The sequence below is a fragment of the Shewanella sp. DC2-4 genome (genome assembly GCF_013248875.1).
Classification (GTDB): domain Bacteria; phylum Pseudomonadota; class Gammaproteobacteria; order Enterobacterales; family Shewanellaceae; genus Shewanella; species Shewanella oncorhynchi.
Genome location: NZ_JABRVR010000003.1, coordinates 20,188 through 40,262, shown reverse-complemented (window position 1 = coordinate 40,262; position 20,075 = coordinate 20,188). Strand labels below are relative to the sequence as shown.

Annotated in this window: 33 protein-coding genes; all 33 read right to left on the bottom strand. The window is 48.6% G+C overall.

Annotation, left to right across the window (positions count from 1 at the left end):
- Positions 1-64: 64 nt before the first annotated feature.
- The 33 genes from HQQ92_RS23900 to HQQ92_RS22860 all read right to left on the bottom strand — a co-directional run bounded on the left by HQQ92_RS23900 (position 65) and on the right by HQQ92_RS22860 (position 20,025).
- On the bottom strand, positions 65-193 hold the full coding sequence (locus HQQ92_RS23900; RefSeq protein WP_156143131.1) for a GpE family phage tail protein: 129 nt from the start codon (positions 191-193) through the stop codon (positions 65-67).
- The gene (locus HQQ92_RS23015; protein WP_173248893.1) at positions 193-471 is read right to left on the bottom strand and encodes a phage tail assembly protein; all 279 of its coding nucleotides are present in this window, start codon (positions 469-471) and stop codon (positions 193-195) included. Before HQQ92_RS23015 ends, HQQ92_RS23900 begins: the two co-directional genes overlap by 1 nt.
- An 87-nt stretch (positions 472-558) precedes the next feature.
- Positions 559-1,068 (bottom strand): phage major tail tube protein, encoded by a 510-nt coding sequence (locus HQQ92_RS23010; RefSeq protein ID WP_173248891.1) that lies wholly within the window; start codon positions 1,066-1,068, stop codon positions 559-561.
- Between the two features lie 38 nt (positions 1,069-1,106).
- The gene (locus HQQ92_RS23005; RefSeq protein ID WP_173248889.1) at positions 1,107-2,252 is read right to left on the bottom strand and encodes a phage tail sheath subtilisin-like domain-containing protein; all 1,146 of its coding nucleotides are present in this window, start codon (positions 2,250-2,252) and stop codon (positions 1,107-1,109) included.
- 99 nt (positions 2,253-2,351) lie between these two features.
- Positions 2,352-2,555: a tail fiber assembly protein gene (locus tag HQQ92_RS23000; RefSeq protein WP_173248888.1), complete on the bottom strand. Its 204-nt coding sequence runs from the start codon at positions 2,553-2,555 to the stop codon at positions 2,352-2,354.
- Positions 2,555-3,241, bottom strand: coding sequence for a hypothetical protein (locus HQQ92_RS22995; RefSeq protein WP_173248887.1), 687 nt, complete (start codon positions 3,239-3,241; stop codon positions 2,555-2,557). Before HQQ92_RS22995 ends, HQQ92_RS23000 begins: the two co-directional genes overlap by 1 nt.
- 3 nt (positions 3,242-3,244) lie before the next feature.
- Positions 3,245-3,907 carry a hypothetical protein gene (locus HQQ92_RS22990; RefSeq protein ID WP_173248886.1) on the bottom strand — a complete coding sequence of 221 codons (663 nt, stop codon included), beginning with the start codon at positions 3,905-3,907 and terminating at the stop codon, positions 3,245-3,247.
- On the bottom strand, positions 3,908-4,219 hold the full coding sequence (locus HQQ92_RS22985; RefSeq protein ID WP_173248884.1) for a hypothetical protein: 312 nt from the start codon (positions 4,217-4,219) through the stop codon (positions 3,908-3,910). It lies immediately after the preceding gene.
- Positions 4,219-4,605, bottom strand: coding sequence for a hypothetical protein (locus tag HQQ92_RS22980; RefSeq protein ID WP_173248882.1), 387 nt, complete (start codon positions 4,603-4,605; stop codon positions 4,219-4,221). Before HQQ92_RS22980 ends, HQQ92_RS22985 begins: the two co-directional genes overlap by 1 nt.
- An 8-nt stretch (positions 4,606-4,613) precedes the next feature.
- On the bottom strand, positions 4,614-5,138 hold the full coding sequence (locus tag HQQ92_RS22975) for a phage tail protein (RefSeq protein ID WP_173248880.1): 525 nt from the start codon (positions 5,136-5,138) through the stop codon (positions 4,614-4,616).
- A complete protein-coding gene (locus HQQ92_RS22970; RefSeq protein ID WP_173248878.1) occupies positions 5,135-5,881 on the bottom strand; it encodes a phage tail protein I in 747 nt (248 codons plus the stop codon). Before HQQ92_RS22970 ends, HQQ92_RS22975 begins: the two co-directional genes overlap by 4 nt.
- A complete protein-coding gene (locus tag HQQ92_RS22965; protein WP_173248876.1) occupies positions 5,878-6,738 on the bottom strand; it encodes a baseplate J/gp47 family protein in 861 nt (286 codons plus the stop codon). The genes HQQ92_RS22970 and HQQ92_RS22965 overlap by 4 nt, the downstream gene beginning before the upstream one ends.
- The gene (locus tag HQQ92_RS22960) at positions 6,731-7,084 is read right to left on the bottom strand and encodes a hypothetical protein (protein ID WP_173248874.1); all 354 of its coding nucleotides are present in this window, start codon (positions 7,082-7,084) and stop codon (positions 6,731-6,733) included. Before HQQ92_RS22960 ends, HQQ92_RS22965 begins: the two co-directional genes overlap by 8 nt.
- Positions 7,085-7,128: 44 nt before the next feature.
- Entirely contained in the window at positions 7,129-7,761 is a 633-nt protein-coding gene (locus HQQ92_RS22955; protein WP_173248872.1) for a phage baseplate assembly protein V, read from the bottom strand.
- Positions 7,758-8,312: a hypothetical protein gene (locus tag HQQ92_RS22950; protein WP_173248870.1), complete on the bottom strand. Its 555-nt coding sequence runs from the start codon at positions 8,310-8,312 to the stop codon at positions 7,758-7,760. The genes HQQ92_RS22955 and HQQ92_RS22950 overlap by 4 nt, the downstream gene beginning before the upstream one ends.
- Positions 8,302-8,916, bottom strand: coding sequence for a hypothetical protein (locus HQQ92_RS22945; protein ID WP_173248868.1), 615 nt, complete (start codon positions 8,914-8,916; stop codon positions 8,302-8,304). Before HQQ92_RS22945 ends, HQQ92_RS22950 begins: the two co-directional genes overlap by 11 nt.
- Entirely contained in the window at positions 8,897-9,217 is a 321-nt protein-coding gene (locus HQQ92_RS22940) for a hypothetical protein (RefSeq protein ID WP_173248866.1), read from the bottom strand. Before HQQ92_RS22940 ends, HQQ92_RS22945 begins: the two co-directional genes overlap by 20 nt.
- Positions 9,218-9,276: 59 nt before the next feature.
- Entirely contained in the window at positions 9,277-10,275 is a 999-nt protein-coding gene (locus HQQ92_RS22935; RefSeq protein WP_173248864.1) for a major capsid protein, read from the bottom strand.
- Between the two features lie 38 nt (positions 10,276-10,313).
- Positions 10,314-10,673, bottom strand: a complete 360-nt coding sequence (locus HQQ92_RS22930) for a head decoration protein (protein ID WP_173248862.1) — start codon at positions 10,671-10,673, stop codon at positions 10,314-10,316.
- A 56-nt stretch (positions 10,674-10,729) separates the two neighbouring features.
- Positions 10,730-12,109, bottom strand: a complete 1,380-nt coding sequence (locus tag HQQ92_RS22925) for a S49 family peptidase (protein WP_173248860.1) — start codon at positions 12,107-12,109, stop codon at positions 10,730-10,732.
- Positions 12,106-13,599, bottom strand: a complete 1,494-nt coding sequence (locus HQQ92_RS22920) for a phage portal protein (protein WP_173248858.1) — start codon at positions 13,597-13,599, stop codon at positions 12,106-12,108. The genes HQQ92_RS22925 and HQQ92_RS22920 overlap by 4 nt, the downstream gene beginning before the upstream one ends.
- A gap of 1 nt (position 13,600) precedes the next feature.
- Positions 13,601-13,813 (bottom strand): phage head-tail joining protein, encoded by a 213-nt coding sequence (locus HQQ92_RS22915; RefSeq protein WP_047533215.1) that lies wholly within the window; start codon positions 13,811-13,813, stop codon positions 13,601-13,603.
- A gap of 11 nt (positions 13,814-13,824) precedes the next feature.
- Positions 13,825-15,888 carry a phage terminase large subunit family protein gene (locus HQQ92_RS22910; RefSeq protein ID WP_173248856.1) on the bottom strand — a complete coding sequence of 688 codons (2,064 nt, stop codon included), beginning with the start codon at positions 15,886-15,888 and terminating at the stop codon, positions 13,825-13,827.
- Positions 15,881-16,381, bottom strand: a complete 501-nt coding sequence (locus HQQ92_RS22905) for a DUF1441 family protein (RefSeq protein ID WP_173248854.1) — start codon at positions 16,379-16,381, stop codon at positions 15,881-15,883. The genes HQQ92_RS22910 and HQQ92_RS22905 overlap by 8 nt, the downstream gene beginning before the upstream one ends.
- 213 nt (positions 16,382-16,594) lie before the next feature.
- A complete protein-coding gene (locus HQQ92_RS22900) occupies positions 16,595-16,819 on the bottom strand; it encodes a hypothetical protein (protein ID WP_173248852.1) in 225 nt (74 codons plus the stop codon).
- Positions 16,807-17,136 carry a hypothetical protein gene (locus HQQ92_RS22895; protein WP_173248850.1) on the bottom strand — a complete coding sequence of 110 codons (330 nt, stop codon included), beginning with the start codon at positions 17,134-17,136 and terminating at the stop codon, positions 16,807-16,809. The genes HQQ92_RS22900 and HQQ92_RS22895 overlap by 13 nt, the downstream gene beginning before the upstream one ends.
- Positions 17,137-17,259: 123 nt before the next feature.
- On the bottom strand, positions 17,260-17,688 hold the full coding sequence (locus HQQ92_RS22890; protein WP_173248848.1) for a M15 family peptidase: 429 nt from the start codon (positions 17,686-17,688) through the stop codon (positions 17,260-17,262).
- 50 nt (positions 17,689-17,738) lie between these two features.
- Positions 17,739-18,020: a hypothetical protein gene (locus HQQ92_RS22885; RefSeq protein WP_173248846.1), complete on the bottom strand. Its 282-nt coding sequence runs from the start codon at positions 18,018-18,020 to the stop codon at positions 17,739-17,741.
- Positions 18,021-18,679: 659 nt separating this feature from the next.
- Positions 18,680-18,859, bottom strand: coding sequence for a hypothetical protein (locus HQQ92_RS22880; RefSeq protein WP_173248844.1), 180 nt, complete (start codon positions 18,857-18,859; stop codon positions 18,680-18,682).
- Positions 18,859-19,230, bottom strand: coding sequence for a hypothetical protein (locus HQQ92_RS22875; protein WP_173248842.1), 372 nt, complete (start codon positions 19,228-19,230; stop codon positions 18,859-18,861). Before HQQ92_RS22875 ends, HQQ92_RS22880 begins: the two co-directional genes overlap by 1 nt.
- A gap of 10 nt (positions 19,231-19,240) precedes the next feature.
- On the bottom strand, positions 19,241-19,531 hold the full coding sequence (locus tag HQQ92_RS22870) for a hypothetical protein (RefSeq protein ID WP_173248840.1): 291 nt from the start codon (positions 19,529-19,531) through the stop codon (positions 19,241-19,243).
- A gap of 6 nt (positions 19,532-19,537) precedes the next feature.
- Positions 19,538-19,699 carry a hypothetical protein gene (locus tag HQQ92_RS22865; protein ID WP_173248838.1) on the bottom strand — a complete coding sequence of 54 codons (162 nt, stop codon included), beginning with the start codon at positions 19,697-19,699 and terminating at the stop codon, positions 19,538-19,540.
- 11 nt (positions 19,700-19,710) lie between these two features.
- Positions 19,711-20,025 (bottom strand): hypothetical protein, encoded by a 315-nt coding sequence (locus HQQ92_RS22860; RefSeq protein ID WP_173248836.1) that lies wholly within the window; start codon positions 20,023-20,025, stop codon positions 19,711-19,713.
- Positions 20,026-20,075: the final 50 nt, after the last annotated feature.

Sequence of the window (20,075 nt, the reverse complement as noted above, 5' to 3'; positions counted from 1 at the left end):
GTGACACCCCCTGAAAACCCATACAAAAAAAGGCCGGGCGATCAGTGATCACCCGGCCTTTTTATTAGTCGTCGCTTTCGCGGCGTTCGCTCGCTATCCTGTGCCAATGAATCAATTCATCTAAATACATTGGCGCAGTATCAGCCGGACCCCATCCTTGAAACGTCAAGAACAGATCGGCTTCAAGCTCCATTACGCAAGCTGGGATAGCTTCGAGGCCACGAAAAAACCCGCCACCTCAGTTTGTATCGTCAACACGTCTTCAACATCCAGGCTTAAGAACTCAGCTTCAGTGAGATCAGTTAAACGCGGCACAAGCTTCTTGTGGCTATCAAAATCCAACTCAACTACGTTAGCCGTTTTCAGGCCGCGCAAATGGCCCGCCGTTGGCTTAGTAATGGTGATCTGTTTAATTTCGGTTTCGCCACGTTTAATAGGGTTAACCAAGGTAATAACTGTGTTTTTACTCATAGGGCTTTATCTCTATAAAAAAGCCCCGCGGGCGACTAGCCGACGGGGCGAATAATGAAAAAACTGTCCAGGTTATAAGCTATGGGCTTATTGTGCTAATGCCTGGCGGATCTCTTTGTTGCGGTCTTTGCCGTTAACGCGAAACACGTTGTTCATCTTATCGATGTGAATGATTTCCTTACCGTCCAGTTCAAAGGTGTAAACCTCGACCGCAATTGAAAACTTGGTCGTGGCTTCTTTTTCTGGCTCCATTTCGTTAAATTCAACGCCTTTCCAATAACCTTGCATTTTGATAACTAAGGTTGAAATTTTGTCGCCGACATCGAGCGCACCGCGCAAAGTGAGGGTTTCTTCACGGCTTGAACGGCTACCGATAAGATCCAGCACCATAGACGAATAATCACTAATCGTGATATCCGACTCTAATTTTTCAAGTTTGCCGATATCGCGTTCGATATCACCAGCCACACCAGCCAGCACCATATCAACGGTTTTTGAAACCACTTTAGGCAAAGTGGCTTTATTGGCGATACCTGCAAAACTGGTTTCCTTGATGAAACAGTTAATGTCGGTAACGATAGTGGGTAATTTAGCCATGTAAACAGGCTCCTATATTGAATGAATGACGCTATCGATTAGCTGAAAATGGCTTCGTTGTAACGGTCGGTTACGTGCTGACGGAAGGTCATACGCTCGGCGACATCATAGAAGCCTAAGTCATAATCCCAATACACTTGGCCCGTACCAATCGCCGCGACGTTCAGTTCGTTATCAAGCCAGCACTCACCGCCTGAAATTACGCTACGGCTAATTAGACGGCGTAACAGGTTATTAACGCGGTTTTTAACCCCGTCGACATAGCCCTTTGTCACGTTGCGATCAAGCATGGCTTGGTGTGCATACAGGATTGAATCACCGACGATATAGCGGATCCGTTGGTGCGGTAACATAGTGCCGTTAGTTAAACGGTTGCCCCACAAGTACCATCCGCCTTGCTGATTAACCGCCACAGTAACGTGTTTCTGGTTGTATAAGTTCGCCTTACTTGTCGCGCTGCCAATCGCGTGATCAATAGTTTCAACGGTACGCAATACCCCGTAAATTTTACGGTTAGACGGGCTGTTCCAGTAACCTTCTTCGTTATCGACACGGGCAATCACGCCCGCCACCGTGGCCGACATAAAGCGTTCAACTTCTTGCTTGGCCACGGCATCAAAGAACACAAAGCCACCGTTTAAGAAATAAGCTTCATCATAGTTAGCCGCCTGAGCGATCACCGCCGAATAGCCAGCGGTATGATCGCCGTCAATCAATGGCGTTCCGTTTAGCTTCTTGGCGATAGTTTCAAGCTCTGCACCGACGCCAGGTAAATAACTGAACTCAGGGGCAATCAGCAATCGCGGACGCAAACCTAACACCGCTTCGGCCGATAACAGCGCCTTAAGCCCGGTAAATTTGTTGGTTTCGTTGTCGATAGTCCCGACTACTGCGGCAATCTGATCAGCTTCGATAGCTTCTTCAGCGACACGAACCACCACAACCAGCGCGCCGCCTTGGCGGTAAATGTCTTCTAACGCTTCACGCAATGACCCCGACACGCCCGCCTTGGCCATGAATGATTCACTGTTAACTAACACAGGTTTATTAAGTGGAAAGGTTAGCGCGTCGGCATCATCAGCCGTGGCCACAAGGCCAATCACGCTCGCGGGTAACACTTCAATAGGGCGATTGGTGTTTTCAAGAAAAAACTGTTCGACACCGTGAAGATAATCTCCGGCCATAGCTATAAACTCCATTGTGATAAAATGAAGCCCTGGTCGCATCGATGCGACCAGGGCCATAAATTAAAGGGTATAAAAAAACCGCCTTTAGGCGGTTAGTTATTCGGGTTTTTCGGGCCAGACTATTTCGTCCGGATTATCTGTCGATTGGGGTAAATCACGCAAAACCTTGCGATATGCAGCAAACTCGGCTTGTTTTTCTTCAGATAATGGTGCGTCAGACATTTGCGTCCAATCCGTTTCTTTTAGCTTAACAGCGCGGTTAATGCGTACTTGACTCCAAATCATATCTGTATCAATCATTATGACACCCCTCTGATATACCCACTGGCAGGTATGCTAGGATCAATTTCGGAATCCATAATTGGTAAAAATGAAATACCAAATTGGGCGCTACTAAAGCCGCCTAAATATATAGAAATCAAATCTCCTTGCGAGTCCGTCACTGCATTGTGTGTTTGAATTAACTCCGGATTAATAAAAATACTGTCATGAGTCAGATAATAGTTGACTCCTCCACCTCTCAACCAAACCCAGATAGACTGTGATTTGTAATGATTAACAACTTTTCCGATAAACTTATATGAATGATAATGATAAGAATCGAATGCATAGAATGGTACTCGATGTCCGTATGCGTCACCGATCGTTAGAATAGATGCTGTAAATGTTGCCGGAGGATGTTCAGGCGACAGCCCATCAATTTGTCCACGATTTTCATATAAATCAGGTCTGTAAATATTTAATTTGTTAACTGGACCACCGCGTAAAAAAATCCGAACTGGATAATATTTATTCCACTGGCCGCCTACCTTAATTTTAGTTGGAGTTTGAGTTTTATATCGTTCATCAGCAGATTCGATAAATTTATTAAAATCCTGCTTGGCGGATTCCACTTTCTGATCAATCTGTCCCATCTTACCATTAACCGCCCCGGTTAAAGCGTTAGCTGCTGCCACCATGGCGGTGACTTGTTGCTCTAAGCTCATAGTTTAAGCTCCTATGTTGTTAATTTGATTTGCGCCATTGGTAAACGCCGTTGTGAGTTGTGACAGTGCGTCCCCGACTTCTGTTTCCAACGCTTCTAAACCCGATTTCGGGGCGTAGAATGCCGGATTATTACCCCCTAATAATGCCGAATCGGCGGCCTTTTCACCTTTCAGTAAAAAACGCGCGTCGGCGGCGGTCATAGTGTAAACCGTGGTGATATTGGCTTTTTTACCTAACTCGGCGGTCATAGTCGCCGCAAAATCAGGATCATTGCCTAACGCCTCGGCTAACTCGGTTAACGTGTCAAGCGCCACCGGAGCCGCGCCAACAATCGCTTGAATACGGGCGTCAACTTGGGCAGGGGTTAATGTGTCCACCTTGTCGGCTTTATCCGCCAGGGCGGCAACCGTAACCACTAAAGTAATGTTTTCCGCGCCATTGAACGCGGCGGCCCCCGTCGCATCACCCGATAAGGCAATTTGACGGGAAATTTTTAACTTACTGGCCGTGGCCGCGTTTGCGCCCAAGGTTTTTAGCGGATCGTCAATGTGCGTTTTTGGGTATACGTCGACGGCGTTTGCCTTGTTGCGTAGCTTGCCGTCAATCACCCCCATTAAGTTATTCACCGACGCGATCATGTTGGTGATTTTAATCGCTAATCCCATTTATCCCCCTTGGGCCGATATTGCGCCCGCATGAAAAGCGAACGCATCATCTAAGCCCTTGACTAACTGTTCTAGGTCTAGGCTTGCCGTGCTGGCCAAACCTAACGCACCATTGGCGGCTTGCTCTGCTCTTGCGGCGGCGGCTAATACATCTTCAGCAACCGTGCCAACGGGGCCTTGCACCCCGGCACTTATCGCAAAGAAATGGGGCTTTGCGGTTATGCTGACGTTGGTTTGGCTTTTTCCGCGGCTAACCTGTACCACATGGCGAACTGCGCTAGACAACACCACTTGAGTTTGTGAATTAACCACTATGCCCCCTCAAGGATCACTCCTTCAGATATCGCCACAAACCCCGACATCAGCGAATAGACATCACCTGACGGGAAATAAACACGCAGTTCATAGGCAACCTTACCAAGCACAAAGCTTTTTAAGCCGCGGGTTTTGCTTGGGTGAATCGACACGGCAATCTTGCCCATGTTGTCACCCTCAGCCCCGGCATTTAACGCTATGCCGTCACCTTCGGTTTTAGCTTGCGCTAACAGCTTACCGGACGCGATTTCGCGCATTTGAAAACACGCAGTACAGCCAGTGATATCGACAGGGACTAATTCGCCCCCATCGGTCTTGGTCTGCCAGGTTAAATCAAAGGCGAATGTCGTTCCGGCCGTAAACTGTAAATCTGTTGCGGCCATAACGCCCCCTATTGACTGCGTTCAAGGTCCATCACCCGAAACAACAACTCAGCGTGCCGCGCCATGTTATCGACCGCGGCGGCGGCTAGTGCGGCTTGATGCTCGCCCCAAGCCGCTAGCGACAAGTTAGCGCCCGTTCCCTGCACTGTGACCGACTGGGCTGGCAATGCTGCCAATACCAAGTCAAAGGCCAGCAATAACGGCACAGCGGGCGATTTGTAAGCCAATGGCTGACTATCAGACCACACAGCTAACATGGTCCCGTCTTTCAAGATAAAGCCGATTTCTCTTACCCAAAATTCCGTTGCACCATCGGCCAGGGCCGTGACATGAATTTGCGTGTCATTAATGCGTTGGCCGTCAGCAATCGGGATCCGCATTTTTTCACGGACTAAGCCGATTTCATTTTTGCTAGGCGTTCGGCCACTGTCCCCAAGTGCAATATGGGTAATTTCAGCCGCTAACCCTGCATTGGTTTGACTAAATACCGCCGCCAAGCCTTTTGTGGTGATCACTGGTATTAATGTGCTCACTGTGTCGCCTCCATCCGTCTATAAACTACCGCGCTACCCTGAACCCGCGCCGCAACTTGTACGGCCGCGGCTTTGGGTGACGCATCAATAACAGACTGGGCAGAATGCCGGGTGATACCGACCCCCACACCAGCCATTCCCGCCGCAATCGCAGACTGACACGCCAAAGGCTCTTGAATAGCTTGAGTATCACGCCGCGCGATCGCCGCTTGCCCCTCTAAAACCGAACCCGCACCAATGGCGTTGGGGCCAAATTTGGCCCCTACTTTGAACGTAAACCCCGATCGCGTGTTTTTAGCATTTACCACGGCTGCAAATAGCTGATCGTACAATTCAGGGCCTAAGATACTGGGCGCGCCATGGGCAATGTTTTGATTAACCCAAGCGGTAATATCAAAGGTGTATGGGGCGGCGGCTGGCTGGGCTTGAAACCATTCAACTAAATCAACCGTGACCCCCAAATCAGCAAGCGCGCGCTCAACCGCGGGGCGGGTTCCTTTAATGCGGTGAACGTCAATACTTCCGGCAACCACTTGCCGCTTAACCGTTTCTGACCAATCGCTACGCCACTGATCAACCGATAACGCCCAGGCTAAAAACGGCAAGGCATCAAGCGGGCAATGCCACGGGTCCCATAGTTCACTAATGGGAATGTTAATGTCTTCAATGCGGGCTATGGCGACATCAAGGTCGCGCTCAAGGTCGCTTAAGTTGCCAGGTAACAGGCTAGCTTTATCGGTCATAGATAGCCCCCAATCGACACGGCCAAGCTGTCACAGAACGGCGCTTCACTGGCTTGGCATATCACATCTTGCCAACCTATTAACCGCACTTCGACCACACCTTCAACCGTTAGCGCCCAGTGTATGTTTGACTCAACAATTCGACCGCCTAACTTATGCTGTTCGTTAACATAGGTTTGGGCGCGTTGCTGGGCGACCGCCCTGACCGTTTCAGGGTCGGGGCCTTGCTTCATAAAGAGTTCAGCCACTACGCCATAATGTGACACGGTCGCGGCTTTGGCTGTGAACTTGTCCGTCATCGGGCGCTTTGGCCATAAGTACGCATCAACCGCCGTTAACAACCCATTTGACGGCACCCCGTCACCTTGGCGGCTTAATATATACATATCAACAAAACCGGGGGCGGTCGGGTTAGTCGGCGAATGTGGACCAAATACAGCGGCCCCTTTCACGTCTTTGTGGGCGCTTAAAGCATGGAATAAATACGCCCCATCGGGACCCGCGACAGATAACCCCTCTGGCGAGTGCTGTAAACGAAAACGAAAGGCTTCGTCTTGCTCGTCGGCAAGGCGGGTAACAGGGGTCCCGTCCGGGTGACGGTAATATGTCACACCGATATGGTCTAACTGTGGGCCTCTGGCAAATGCCAGCATGACGCCTAAACACATTTCGTTAGCGTTTTGGCGTAACATCATTTCGCGGTATGCCGCGGCTAACGCCACCCGATAAGCCGGATCCGACGGACTCGCATTTTCTAACGCGGCTCGGCTGGCTATATCGGCGATAATCGCTTCAAGGTCGACTTGCTGCACCACATCTAGCGGCGGCAAAAGGGCTAAATTGATACCTTCAGACATCGAAAATAATTCCTTCCATTGTGACCGGCTTTCCGTTCGACAAATATGTCCCGGATAAACTAATCTCGACCCGACCATCCCCTGTGGGGGAAACGGTCATTTCGTCTAATTTAAAATCATCTAAACCATTGGCCGGATTGTTTACCGCCTCGGTTAATCTGACATACGCATCCATATAAAAGCGGCGGTCGATATTACGGTCGGTCATTTCATACATTCTCGAACCAAACTCACGGCGGGCGACCAAGGACCCAAGCGGGGTATTAATCACATCAGCTAAACGCTGGCGTAAATACGGGACCCCACTAATCACCCGCCCCGATTCTCGATCAGTGCCTGTTTTCATTGTCGACCTTTGTTGATTGGTTCGTTAATTCGTTAAATAAAGAATTACTGTGGTTGGTTTGGTTTTTTAGTGTTTGGATTGCCGACAGGGTGATCGTGGCCGTTATAAATGCCGCGGTCCGCCGCCATGCTGCGGGTCTTATCGCTGATATCTTTATCGGCGGCAATGTTGCCCGTTGTGTGCGTATCGCCTTGATGCTCGATATTCCCGATCATCACAAAACCTTTACTGGCGGTCATTTTTATTTGCTCTGGCGTGGTGACATCGATGTCGCCCACGTTGACAATTTTTAGCGTGTGCTGGGCGCGGTTATGCTCAACACTTGAGCCGTCGCCAAACTGCACCAGGAACACATTAGGGTCATTACTGGGCGCGGGGCGCTTGGCGTGAAAACTGCCGGGAAAAACTTCACCCATTCTCAGATCGCCGGGTGATATCACAGTCACCCCCTCGCCAACCTCAGGAAACCACCACACCACCGCTTTACCCGCCCGAATGGGTTTAACGGGTAGCCACGCGGTTTTCATGGGTTTGTCTGCGCTGCCATAAGTCACCCTGACCATGCCATATTGCCCCCGCGCGGGATCGGCTTCGCTTATCACACCGCGAACAACCATTTCAGCCACTGCACGTTCAAGGGCCTCTATGCGTTCGGATAAGTCGAATATGTCGGTCATATTTGGCCTTTTGTGTAATCGTCTTTATGCGCCGCACCAATTTCAGGCGTCATGCTATAAAACACTTCAGACGGGATCGATTCTTCATTGACATCGATATCACCTAAAAACACATTTTGACGAAACGACACCACCCAAGATTCAAAGCCCTTATCGCCAGGTTTAAACACACCAGGATAAGCGCCGATATCGTCCGGCAATTCAGCAGCATTCGAGAAGCCCCAACGGTTTTTATAAACTACCCTAGCGACTGCGGCCGCATAGTTGCGGATCTCTAATTCCACATTCTTAGTGGAGGTTGACAAAATACAGTGAAAAATAAACTCGCAACTAAACGCTTGTCGACCATCACCAAGGGGTTTACCTGGTCTAAGTTCGGCTAGCTCAATTAACACCGCGGGGGTTTTTACTAAGCTATGCTGTCCGCCCTCACTCTCGGTTGTGGGGTCGTAGGCTTCAACCGTTTTTATATAAGCCATTTTCGCTTTTAGCGCGGTTATCATGGCTTCATGTAACGGGGTGAAGTCTGTTAGTGACAGGTTATCGCTCATGATTCACCACATAATTAAGTTCTTGACCTAGGATTTTTCTAAATTCATCCGGGATCCTAGCTTCAAATCGCTTAAAGACTTCAGCCGCATGATCCTCCATACCAACAGCAATGTGTTGAACTGGGAAACGGCCGCGCATCTTCTTTGAAATCGCGTTAGGGTTCGGCTTGCGTTGTTTAGACGTTGTGTCGTATTGGCCATTGTTGCGACTGGCTCGGATCCAAACGGCACTATCATAGCCGTACATATCCGCCACGAACGCCCCTTCGTAACGACGCTTACCTAAAGAAACCCCCGCTTTCGTCTGTCTTGGCCTGCCGACTTTTTCAGCCAACATTGGCGCAGTACCAAGCCACAATATCGTGACCTGATCCGACCCTTTACCAACGGTTTTCATGACTAAGCGGGGTTTTAATAGTTTTTGAGCCAAGCCCAAGGTTTGGGACAATTCACGCGCAATACGGGTTTGTAACCAACGCATTGTTTTTCTAATTGCTCGCTGGCCCGCTAACTCAAGTTGCTTAGGGGTCGATTGCAATACGGCGCTAGCCTGTTGCAATTCACGGGCAAAGTTAATTTTGACATCAACGCCACTTTGACTCATTGCCTTGTTCGTCCATATCGGGCGACGGGGTCAAGGCATCAGCTAAATAGATCACCGTGCAACCGTCACCATCATTAAGATGATCCGCCGGAAAAAACTCCCGGTTGACATGAGGCACGATGATCCGCCAATCGGTCGACAATTGCCGACAATCGATATCATCATCACAGACAGTTAATGTCGCGGACCGCGTTTTCAGTGCCAAACCACCTTTTCGACCTTTAACGAGCGAATCTTCTTCAGGGGCGCTATACACCCCTTTTATATTGTCGATGCGAACGCCATTGGCCGTGGTGATCACCACAGGCTTTCCCAGCCGTCTAACTATCCGACGGCTGGCCCGTTTAAACGGGTCACGCATTACGCTTTAATGCGTAAACGACGAACCGCTAATGGGCTAGTACAGACGTTAATCACGTTTGATTGTGATTCGATGTCCACACCTTTACCCATGCGCTTTGGTTCAGCTTTCGAGTAGTAAGGCAAGCCAACAGTATTAACGGTTTCGTTATAGTTAGCTGGGGCAAAGCGAGTTAAGAACAAGCCTGGCTTATCTTCAGGGAAGACAACCGCTTCACCGTCTTTCATAAACTTGGCATCTAGCACTTGCTGATCGCATTCCTCCCAGTAAACGCCCATCCAGAACACACCTGAACGGACATCATCACGTAAAGCCGCGCCGTTGTTAAAACGCTCAAACGCCTTAATAAAGCTTTCGTCTTCCATCAATGAATCAAAGAAAGCAGGGGAACACAAGCCGCGATAACGCTTGCCTTTAATACCTTTCTGATTAGCTTCAGACTCACGCTTCACCCCTAGCAACTGGGTTTTAATTGGCTTAGTGAAGTCGATGTCGTGATAGACATTTTTATTCACAGGAATGCCAAACTTAGCGTAAAGGTCTTCGATCACAGTGCCTTTAGCACCAATGATTTTACCGAACAGCGCCCCAAAGCGGTGAAACTCGATAGTCGCATCCAGGCTTAAGCGGTGATCTTCGTGCTTTTCGTTGATCAATGTGTCCAGGTCTTCGAGTTCGTCTTCACTACCAAAGGCGCGGGTGTTTTGGATATCATCAGCCATGATCCCTGCTTCAAGTGGCAAATGCACGGCGCGGAATGTGTAAATGTTGCGGTCGCGGTCATCCATGCGCGTACCATCAGCGCCGCGCTCTTTCTCTGGCACAAGGATGATTTGGCCGTCTTTATATTCGATATCAACCGACGTGGTACGAATGCCGCGTTCTTGGAAGATCTTCAATTCGGCCAAGCGGGTTTTAGGCACTATGGCGTTGTTGATTGAAGCCGTCAGGCTCTTAGTGGTGAACTTTTCAGAACTCAGTGCGTGTTCTAATTCCATGATAATGACTCTCTTACTTAAAGGGGGTTAAAAGCGGATTAGCGGGCGATAATGTGAAGCGCGGCTAACTCTGCAAGGGCGGCGGTCTTTTGTGGTTCTGTGATACCGTCAGGCCACACCAACTTAGACGCATCAACCGCCGTTAAACGGGTATGAGCCAAGCCAGGGGCGGGGGCATCATTGGCATTAACAAAACCAAATAACACCGCGGACGCGGCGGTCGCTTCGGTCGCTTCGGCGGCAATGTCCAACTGAATAAACGTACCGTCATCTTTCTTGCCTAATACCGTTGCATTAGCCAATTGACCCGCGGCGATAACCACTTCATCTTTTGATAAAAAAGCCACTTCACCTAATACGTGCGCGCTTTTACGCGGCGCTAAACTGTAATTTTCCATTATCGAGTTCCTGATAAATGAGGTTAAAAACTAAGGGTTAAGTTATCCACGCCAGCCTAGCGGTTAGCGTAAATTTGTTTGGTATTGAGTGACGCCTTAGTCTTGCCACCATCACCGATAACTTGGCGGCTAGAATTGCCGGATTCGTCGCCTTGCGCCTGAATTTCATGCGCAACTAACCCCGCCAATTTAACCGGGTCGCCAACATGGCCGACCAGTGAATCAAACGAGGCACTTAAACCCGCGGCGGCTAACGTGTCTTTTAACTCGGTAGCGGCCTTAATTTGTTGTTCAGCGGCGGATTTAGTGACGCCAGGCTTTAACAAACTTGCTGACATAGCCGGGATCCCCGCACTGACACAAGCGGCGGCGATTGCTTCGGCGGACTCAAGCGCGGTAACTTCAGGCGCGGGAACTAATGCGGCAATCACATCAGGGCGTTCGGCGGTAATGGCCGCGACAATCTGTTCAACGCTGGCCGCTTCTGCACCTGGTAAATTTAAGGCGATAACGCTAGCGCCTGTTGTTTCTTTGGCGTTTGGGCCTTTGCTTTCTTTACTCATTGGCTTTCGTTTCCTGTTTTGTAGTTCACTGACAACACCTTCTAAACTGCCTAATCGATGCGCCATACCTTTATCAACGGCCGACTGGCCAACTAACACCCCACCTTTACCGAACTCGTTTAACACTGTGTCGCGGTCAACATTCATGTTGCGCGCTACGCGATCGATAAACACATCGGCGAGTTGGTCCATTTCACTTTGATAAGCGTCGCGGCCCTCTTTCTTAAAAGGGTCTATGCGCTTATTGGGTGACTGACTCGACACAATCTCAAGGGTTTCTATTGGGTCGGCGTCGGTCGCTTTACGGCGGCGAATATTCAACACAGTGCCGATTGACCCGGCGCGGCCTGTTGCGTCGATAACCACTTCATCGGCGGCGCTTGCTATCCAATAAGCGGCGCTGCAAGCACTGCCGCCAACATAGGCGACGACATGTTTTTCACCACGGCCTTGGTAAACCATCTCGGCAAACTCATGAATGCCGTCGGCATGGCCACCGGGGCTATCGATATAAAGCACAATGCTGTTTACGTCGTGACGCTCAAGCGCCGCGGTCCAGTCTTTGGCGAGGTTTTGCGTCGAAGTTCCGCCGCAAATGTCATCAAACATGCCCGCATAGCGGCTAATAACACCGTTTACATGAATGATTGCGACGTCGCCGCGGATCTCCATGCCGCGGGTGACGGCGCGCCCTGATTTACCCTCTAACGCAGTGGCCACACCTTCAGCCACTTGGTTAGGGGGTAGTTTTAACGACGACAAATCAAGATTGTCTAAGTCGCGGGCCGATAACCCGGTCATGATGTCAAGATAACCTTGCTCTAACGCCCAAGGGCGCGACATCAAGAAATCAAGTGCTAGGTTTTTCTTCATTCGCCTGGTTCCTCGCTGTTTTCAGGCTCGCTAAATAGCCCGGTCATAGCGCCGGGGTTTTCGACGCCTTCTTCTCTACAAATGTCTTGCCAGCGTTTTATAGCCTTAGCATTGCGGCGCATGTTGTCCTCAATATCACGGCCATGATCCGCGGCTTCGACTTCGATGTTAGAAATGTTCGAGTCAACCGCCTTTTTACGGGCGTTAATCTCTTGTTCCGGGTGTAAGTGCTTGAACGCATCCGGGCGAATGTCCAACATCAAATATTGATAAGGGTCATTAGCAAAGCCGGGGGCATATAAGCGGCCAACAGAAACCGCGGCCTCTATCACCCAGCGCCAAATTTTGAACGCGACCTGAAAGCCGGATAAGTTGGTTTGGTCAAAGGCGATACCGCGGCGATATTCATTTAAAAACGCGCGGACTAATCGGTCATTAAGCCCCGACCAATCGCCAGTTAATAACGGGTAAGGGATCTCTAATCCCGCGGCTAGCTGTAACGCTTGCCAGCGAACAAAGTCTTTATAACCTTGCCCGGTGTTATCACCGTCGAACTGTTCTAACTTCTCACCTGGAACACCTCTTAACAGTGTTCCGGCGGCAACCGTTGTTTGCTCTGGCGCACCCTCTCCGTCGTCATACAGCGGTTTACCTGTGGTGGGGTCAAACTCCCAGTCGTCTTCCTCGAATGACTCTCGATATAAAAAGCCAGTGAACGCGGCGCGTTCTTTTTTGCGCACCAACTCGGCGTCGTCATAATCCGCAAAGGTGCGGTCTTTGAGTAACGCGACGGCCGCTTCAGGCTCAGCCCTAACTTGCCCAGGTCGGGTTTGCTTGTAATGGTGGATCACGTCTTTAACGGGGACACGTTCAAGCTGGTTTAAACTGGCAAAGTCGATCCCGTCTTCCGGGTGACTCAGATAAAACCAGTACGCGACTTTTACTTTGCCGCGAAACTCAACGCCCTGAACGATGCGATTGCCGTTGTCCAGCTTGCGGTTTAAGTCGATAGGGCATAGATCAGACTCTAATACTTCGACTTGGACCGGAACTTCTAACCCAGCCGATAAGCGGCGACGCAATCGACGGATAAACACTTCACCACTCATGCGACGGGACCGAACGGCCAAATCAATAATGCCGCCGAAATTCATGTCGCCCCAAGGATCAAGCTGTGTCGAAACGACTTTCCAAAGTTTGTTTAACTCAGTTTTAAAATCATCATTTTGAGCGGTACTAATCAAAGTAAAGCCGCGGCCCACTTCGTTAGTGACGTTTTTATTGATACCCGATTTTAATAAAAGACTGTTTCGATACCCAGCCCGCGTTCGGTTGCGTAGGGTTTTACCCGCGGCGGCTAGTGCGCGATTGGGCCCGGCACTTGACGCATTCCACCCCATAGAACGGGGCGGCTGTGTTGCCCCTTCGTAGGCTTGGCTTCGGCGTTCAAATGGTTCCCCGCGGGCGTTAACAATGAGGCTTTTTGCCATATCAACGGATCCCCCTATCAACCCGAGTGACCATTCCCGCTAGCGGGTTCGATTTTCGGCCCGCTTGACGATTAAGATCACGACAAATTAAACGCCGGGATTTTTGCAACTCATTAATTGAACGGTAAGTGACTTCTCTACCATCAATTTTGACGGTCAGTTCACCGCTGGCTATCGCCTCGTTAATGGCGTCCAGATCGTCTTTTGTAAACATAAATACCCTTATTAGCGGCGGCGACGGCGACGGCGCGGCTGATCCGCTAACTCCCCATCACCGACAATTATTTCGCTGTTTTCTTCAATTGGCAGGGCATACGCGGGGGGATTATCCCAGTCGATGCGATCGGCTTTCTTGCTGTAAATACACGCCCAGTTATAAACAAAAAGGTCGAATGTCTCGTTTCGGCTTTTACTCGACGGCTTAGTCCATTTCCCCGTTGCTTTGCAGCGTGTTTCGACTGTTAGTTCGTCGAAAACCCATTCAGGCAACCAATTAGGAAAATGCACAAAACGCCGCCCTGGTTCAGTGCGGTTTATCGAGTGGCTTACTGTGTCTTTGATTTTGTCCGTGTTGAGGATAAACACAGGCAGATCACCGACGGCCTTAGCTTTACGGTCAGAACGCTTTGAGTTATCCGGGTATGATTTATTTATCTTGGGGGCGTTTATCGTGCTGCCCCCCTTAACCAGCATAAAACGACGGGCTAAGCCCTCTTTTTTCAATGCTCGATAGTATTCATAGGCGTTATCTGTTACCCCATCTTCACCGCCGCTATCACATGCAGTCATAGTGATTGGCATAAAGCGATCGCTGTCGTCATCGAGGCGATAGGTTCGCTTTATCACCTTGTCGGTGATCAGGTCCCAATCTTCTAAATATTGACCAGGTGAAACACGGACAAACTTTGACGGGTCGTCGGGGTCTTTACGCTTTGACTTTTCAATTTTGAAACGGTCAATCACTATCTGTTCTAAATCGGGGCCCCAGCCAAGCACCAACACATCAAAACGACTGGTTAGCGCACCGCCTTGAACGTCGACCGACGCAATCAAGAAACGCACCCAAGGCGGGACGACACGCTGTCCCAGTTCTTGGCGGCGGTCCATTAAGTCGGTACTGGTTCGCTCTTGTTCGCGCGGCGGCGTAAATGGCCAGCCCTGATCTGTGTTTACCGTTGCCTGTAAATCTTCTAGCTGGCCTGTTTTTTCGTACTCTCTCAACGCGGCCACGTACTTATAAACTAACTGACTCCACGACTGGAACGCGGCCGTGGGGCCTTTTTGCCAAAATGACGCAATGCGGCTTTCTCGCGGTTCGCCTAACATCTGGCGGTTTTGGTCTAGCCAACAACCTTCAGGCACCCAAATTCCGCCATGATTTTGAGCCAGCTTAAAGCGACGGGATCCAGCTTTGTCGTCTTCTCTATGGGTTACGCCGCAATGCGGACACAGTAACACTACGTCTTTACTGGCCCGAAATGGGTCAGGTTCGTTTATGTCGTATTGCAATAACTTAAAATCTGGTTCGTAAAAGTCACCACAGTCGGGGCATTGCCAATGAAACAGACGACGATCACCCTGATTATATAAAGACATAATGCCAGGCGACGGCGGCGCTTCATGGCCAGTGCATTTATATGACGGGTCACTGATTAAGAAACCAGGGCTACTTTCCGCTAGCACCATGCCCGATGACATATAGGTTTGCGTTCGCTTACCCGCCAAAATGAAACCGCTACCTTCTCCGCCGATGTCTTGTTCCATGCGGTCATAATCGGTTAGGGCTACTCGCTTCCAATCCGATGACGCGAAAATATTTTTAGTGGGCCAACCTATTTTTAAGAAGTTGCCACTTTTGAAGATCTTGTCGTGAACATTGTTGTCATGCCCGCGCGGCGACATGGCCGCTTTAATCTCAGGGCTGGCGGCAAACTCTCTTGATAAGCGTTTTTTACTGTGCTCGGCCGCTTTATCCTGGGTGATTTGTACCAATAAGAAATCAGCCGGATCATTAACGATTGTGTGGGCTATCCAACCATCAATTAACGATACGGTTTTAGCGGTTCGAGCCGGGCCAGCAAATATCACCGCATCATAGCGGCGAGACTGCAAACAGTTCATGGGCTCCCACATATACGGGACTAAGTCGCCATCCCACGGGACCATTGAGCCGCTTTGTTCAACATAAAGTAATCGACGGGCGCTTTCGGAGATCGGTTCCCGCACTGGCGGTTTAACCAAATTAATGACGTCACGGCGGACATCTTCAGCGCGCGCATAATCAGCCATTATCTTTTATCTCTAACAATTGATTGTGAAGAATTAACCTAAATTCGTCTGTCGCTGTGTCGAGTTCTTCAAGCTGATCAGGGGTAAAGCTGCGGCGGCGTTCCATTTTGTCCGATAGACTTTCAAAAAATGACACCGTCGCTTTAATCGTTTTTAGCAAGCTTTCTCTGTGTTCATGCACACGGATAAGCTCACCGATATTTTCTTGAAACTTTAGACGTTCGTTTTCAGACTGAAACCATTCTTTACGGTCTTTTGGCCAAAGTTCTTCAGGGGTATATTCAAGCTTTGTGCCTGGGGTTGTACTCCCACCGAACAAGGCGGGACCGACTTTTTCTAAGGCGTATAAATCAGCATTACCACGCTTGCTAGCAGGGTTTACCCCCGCTTCTTTTAACCGCTTTCGGACTGTGTCACGATGCAAGCCAAAAGCTTCAGATATTCGGGTTATGTTCCAGTGGTAGGCTTCATTTAGATTTGTTATTTCAGCCACCTTGCCACCTCATTTACAATTAAGGCGGCCCAATGCGCTAGGGCTTTCAATAAGAAGTAGTGGTCCCCATTAGCACTGGGCCTAATCTTTTCCTAATTTTTCGGGTTAGTTTGAGTGTAAGCGGCGCACTCTTTCAGATCGTGAATGTAATTGAGCAATTGGGCGGCCGATTCCTTGGGGTAATAGATCCCGCCGTCTTGCGTTTCAAACCATTCAAGCGTCGGAGGCGTCGGGTCGCACGGGCTTTTGGGTAACATCATCATCGATGCGCACCCGGCCAGCACTATTCCCAAACAACTCAGCATTAGCATTCGCAGGGGCTTCTTCAATGCTCGCTCTCCTATCTTCCCGTCTGATCTGCTTTGCTTCTGCCCGATATTTCTCTAATTCCGACAAAAGCAAACTAAGAATTTGCGCTAACGCCTTTAACCAACCCATTTTTTAAATCGCTCAGGGCGGTTATTAATGGCGTTCGCTGCTTGGCCTTTATTTGCCGCCAAAAGCTCCAACAACCAAACAACCCAGCCCGGCAATTTCGCCAAGGTTTCGGCAGATATCAGTTGTCTCAACTGCGCCCAAATAAACCCGATGACGGCAATTGTCACCAGCACATAAGACGCTTTTTCACCCAGCAAACCCACCAATAACGACACAATGTCGAACGTGGGTTCATCTACGACGGGCGCAACATCCAAAGGATCGGCAAAAGTAAGGCATGACACCAAGGCCAAACACATAATTAAAATGACTCGCATAAAACCTCCAATAAACAAAAAGTAAGGGCGGCAACATGCCGCCCCATGACGCAAACCGCATCAACGCCCTACTGCTTAAGTTCAGCTCGATACTGTTCAACACTGACAAGTCCCCGTTTGGGACTAAACTTTGATTAACTCAAAATGAGGCAAATCATGGAACTTCTGATCAAGCGTTCGCCCGTCGCCGTCCCAATCGCCACCCCATCTGAGACGATGCGTGATCAAACCCGCTTTTAACTTTTCTTCCGCCACACGCTTTACATAGCCCGCAAATAAAGCAAAAGCCTTGGCGTCATCCCATGACGTGTTTTTTAATTCTGCAAAATACGGACCCGCATCAACTGCCATGCTTGGGCTTGAATTGTGCTTACTGTTAGGCCATTGCACTTGTGACAATTTGTTGGCGAATGCTTTATCTTGCTCAGCCTGTCCCCGATGACCGCAAAAAATAGAACAATCTATCGACTGAATAACTTCAGAGAAAATGACGCCTAAGTCGGGATGACATGAATTAAGACGGCTTATCGATGTGGCACTAAATTTAGGCATGACCTACCCCTTTTAAAAAGTTAGCTAGCAATAACAAACAGAGGCTGAAATTAGTCATTGTCACCCTCGCTTTTGTTTTTGTTTTTCCCATTGCGGCGTTTATCGACTTCTTTAAAAATGTCTAATGCCAGGCGACCCGCAATAACGACTAGGCCACCGATGGAAACCATTGTTTGAACTGTCAATGTCGGATCCGGGATTTGCTGCGCCATTTCGGCGGCTTGCTGTGCCTTGGCCGCAACTTCATTTGAAAACACGAAAATGCCACTCCCGCCGCCATAGGCGATAAAGCGGCCTTTGAACTCGCTAGCGGCACTAATGACACATTTCATATTCAGGACCCAGAAAAGAGAAAACCCGCCAAGAAAGGCGGGTTTTGTTTAATTTGAATGGTTGTGCCGAACTACTCTCGGCGGTCGGTGTTCGCCCGCGGCCCGCCAAGAAAGGCGGGTTTTGTTTAATTTGAATGGTTGTGCCGAACTACTCTCGGCGGTCGGTGTTCGCCCGCGGCTTATAGCAGGGTACTAACATGCTCTTGGTATTGCGGGGCGGCGGCTTCCCTCGATGCCAACTTAATAAGCCAAGTCGCTGACATGTCATAAGGTCAAATATTTACAAGTCGGTACAGCCTGTGCCCCTAGCTGGTTAAATGGTACGGACTTGTAAAACGCAAAAACACCACGTTGGATGAACTTTAAATTAAAGGGCCAAAGATTGCAACACTTTAAGTTGTCAAATTCCGCTTTTAGTTGTCAGGCTCTTTTTACCCTTTGTGACATGTCACACCCACGGGCGAAAACTGTTACTTTTGCGGCCTTGGGATATGATCCCCGGTCAACGGTAATAGTGGTGAATTTGACTAATTATTAAGTTCTAAAAATGAGGGGTAAACCCGCTAACGAACTGCCAGTTTTGAGGCGTTAACGGGTGATTTTAACTGAAGTGGTTTTCGGTTATGCGTCAAATAACCATTATGTTAAATGATAGCGTTTTAGTGACATTTAAATGTCCCGCTAGAGATCTGCCTTTCTACCTCTTTTAAAATTTGCTTTACTCTCTTTTTCTTCCATTGGCTGGCTGCAATGCTTGGGTGATTATCTTGCGCGTCTTTAACACCAGTGCAATAAGCTTGCCTGATTATTTCTTCTAGTTGATCGGCGGATAATGTCATTAACGATGCCTCCATTTGATTGACTCTAACTTTGTAGCCAAAAATTCGACCACCTTATCGATGCGAGATTCCTTTACTAACAAACGCCCAAGATTGACCACGGCGGCATGAAACTGTTCATGTTCTTGCTGGGGTTTTGTCATAGGTTCCATATTCTTGATTGCTGGGAAATTAAGGATTTCATTTTTGATTAAACTGACATTTTCACAGCGAACCCAACACCATTCATCTAATGGCACATCTTCTTTTTCAGGCACTAAAGCAAAAAGACGTTCAGGGAAGTTTGCGGAAATAACATAGTGTTTTTTACCGCAATAGATAACCCACATATTCGCATGATGCCCGGTGTTATCGAACTCATATAACGTCATAACGGATCCTTTATTCCCTTACCTGAACCTGTTTCGCCCATGATTGACCGCTAATCAACATGGCTGTAATGAAATACTTATTCAGACTTTTATTGATAATGATTTCTTCGTGGCCATCGACTCTTATCACATCTTTGACAGTGGTTTGCTGATCGTCACTTGTAGACTTACCAATGATTGTGATCTTGTCGCCAACCTTTAATTGACCTTCAGAGCTAACAATCCCTGACTGTTCAAAGTCACGCTGACAAGTTAAACAGGCTGTGCCATATAAAATAACCCCATGTTTACACTGCATCATTTCCCCCTATGCTGTTGCTTCATGCTCAATCATTAAATCAATGGCTATCTGAAGCTTATTTTTTAGTTCAATTGCCGCTTTTTTTGTGAACACTAGCGACTCACCATGCAATTCAATCTCAATCGGGAATTTCTTATTTTCTTCAATAAATTTAACTTCAGCAGCCATAAAAACCTCACTTAAGAATTAAGATTTTTTCTAGAATCATCAATAACCCCTAACGACTCTAACTTACCAATCCAATCAAAATTAATTTCTTCCATCTTTTTAGCCGCAAACTTCCTCAGTTCAGGATCATTTGCTCTTTCGCTTATTGAATTAAGGCAAGCCAAGGCATGTGACAATTTAAATTCAGTTTCACATATACGAATATTTAAAGGCTCAGCTTCTACATAGCCAACTGGAACGCCAACGGCAACACACCCACACTTGCCATTCTTAAAAAAACCAGACCCTTGACACTGCTTGCATAATTTAGATGGTTTAAAATCCACGATTAGAGCCTCTGTTATTTTTAAAGCATAAATTCACAGCATTCATAATG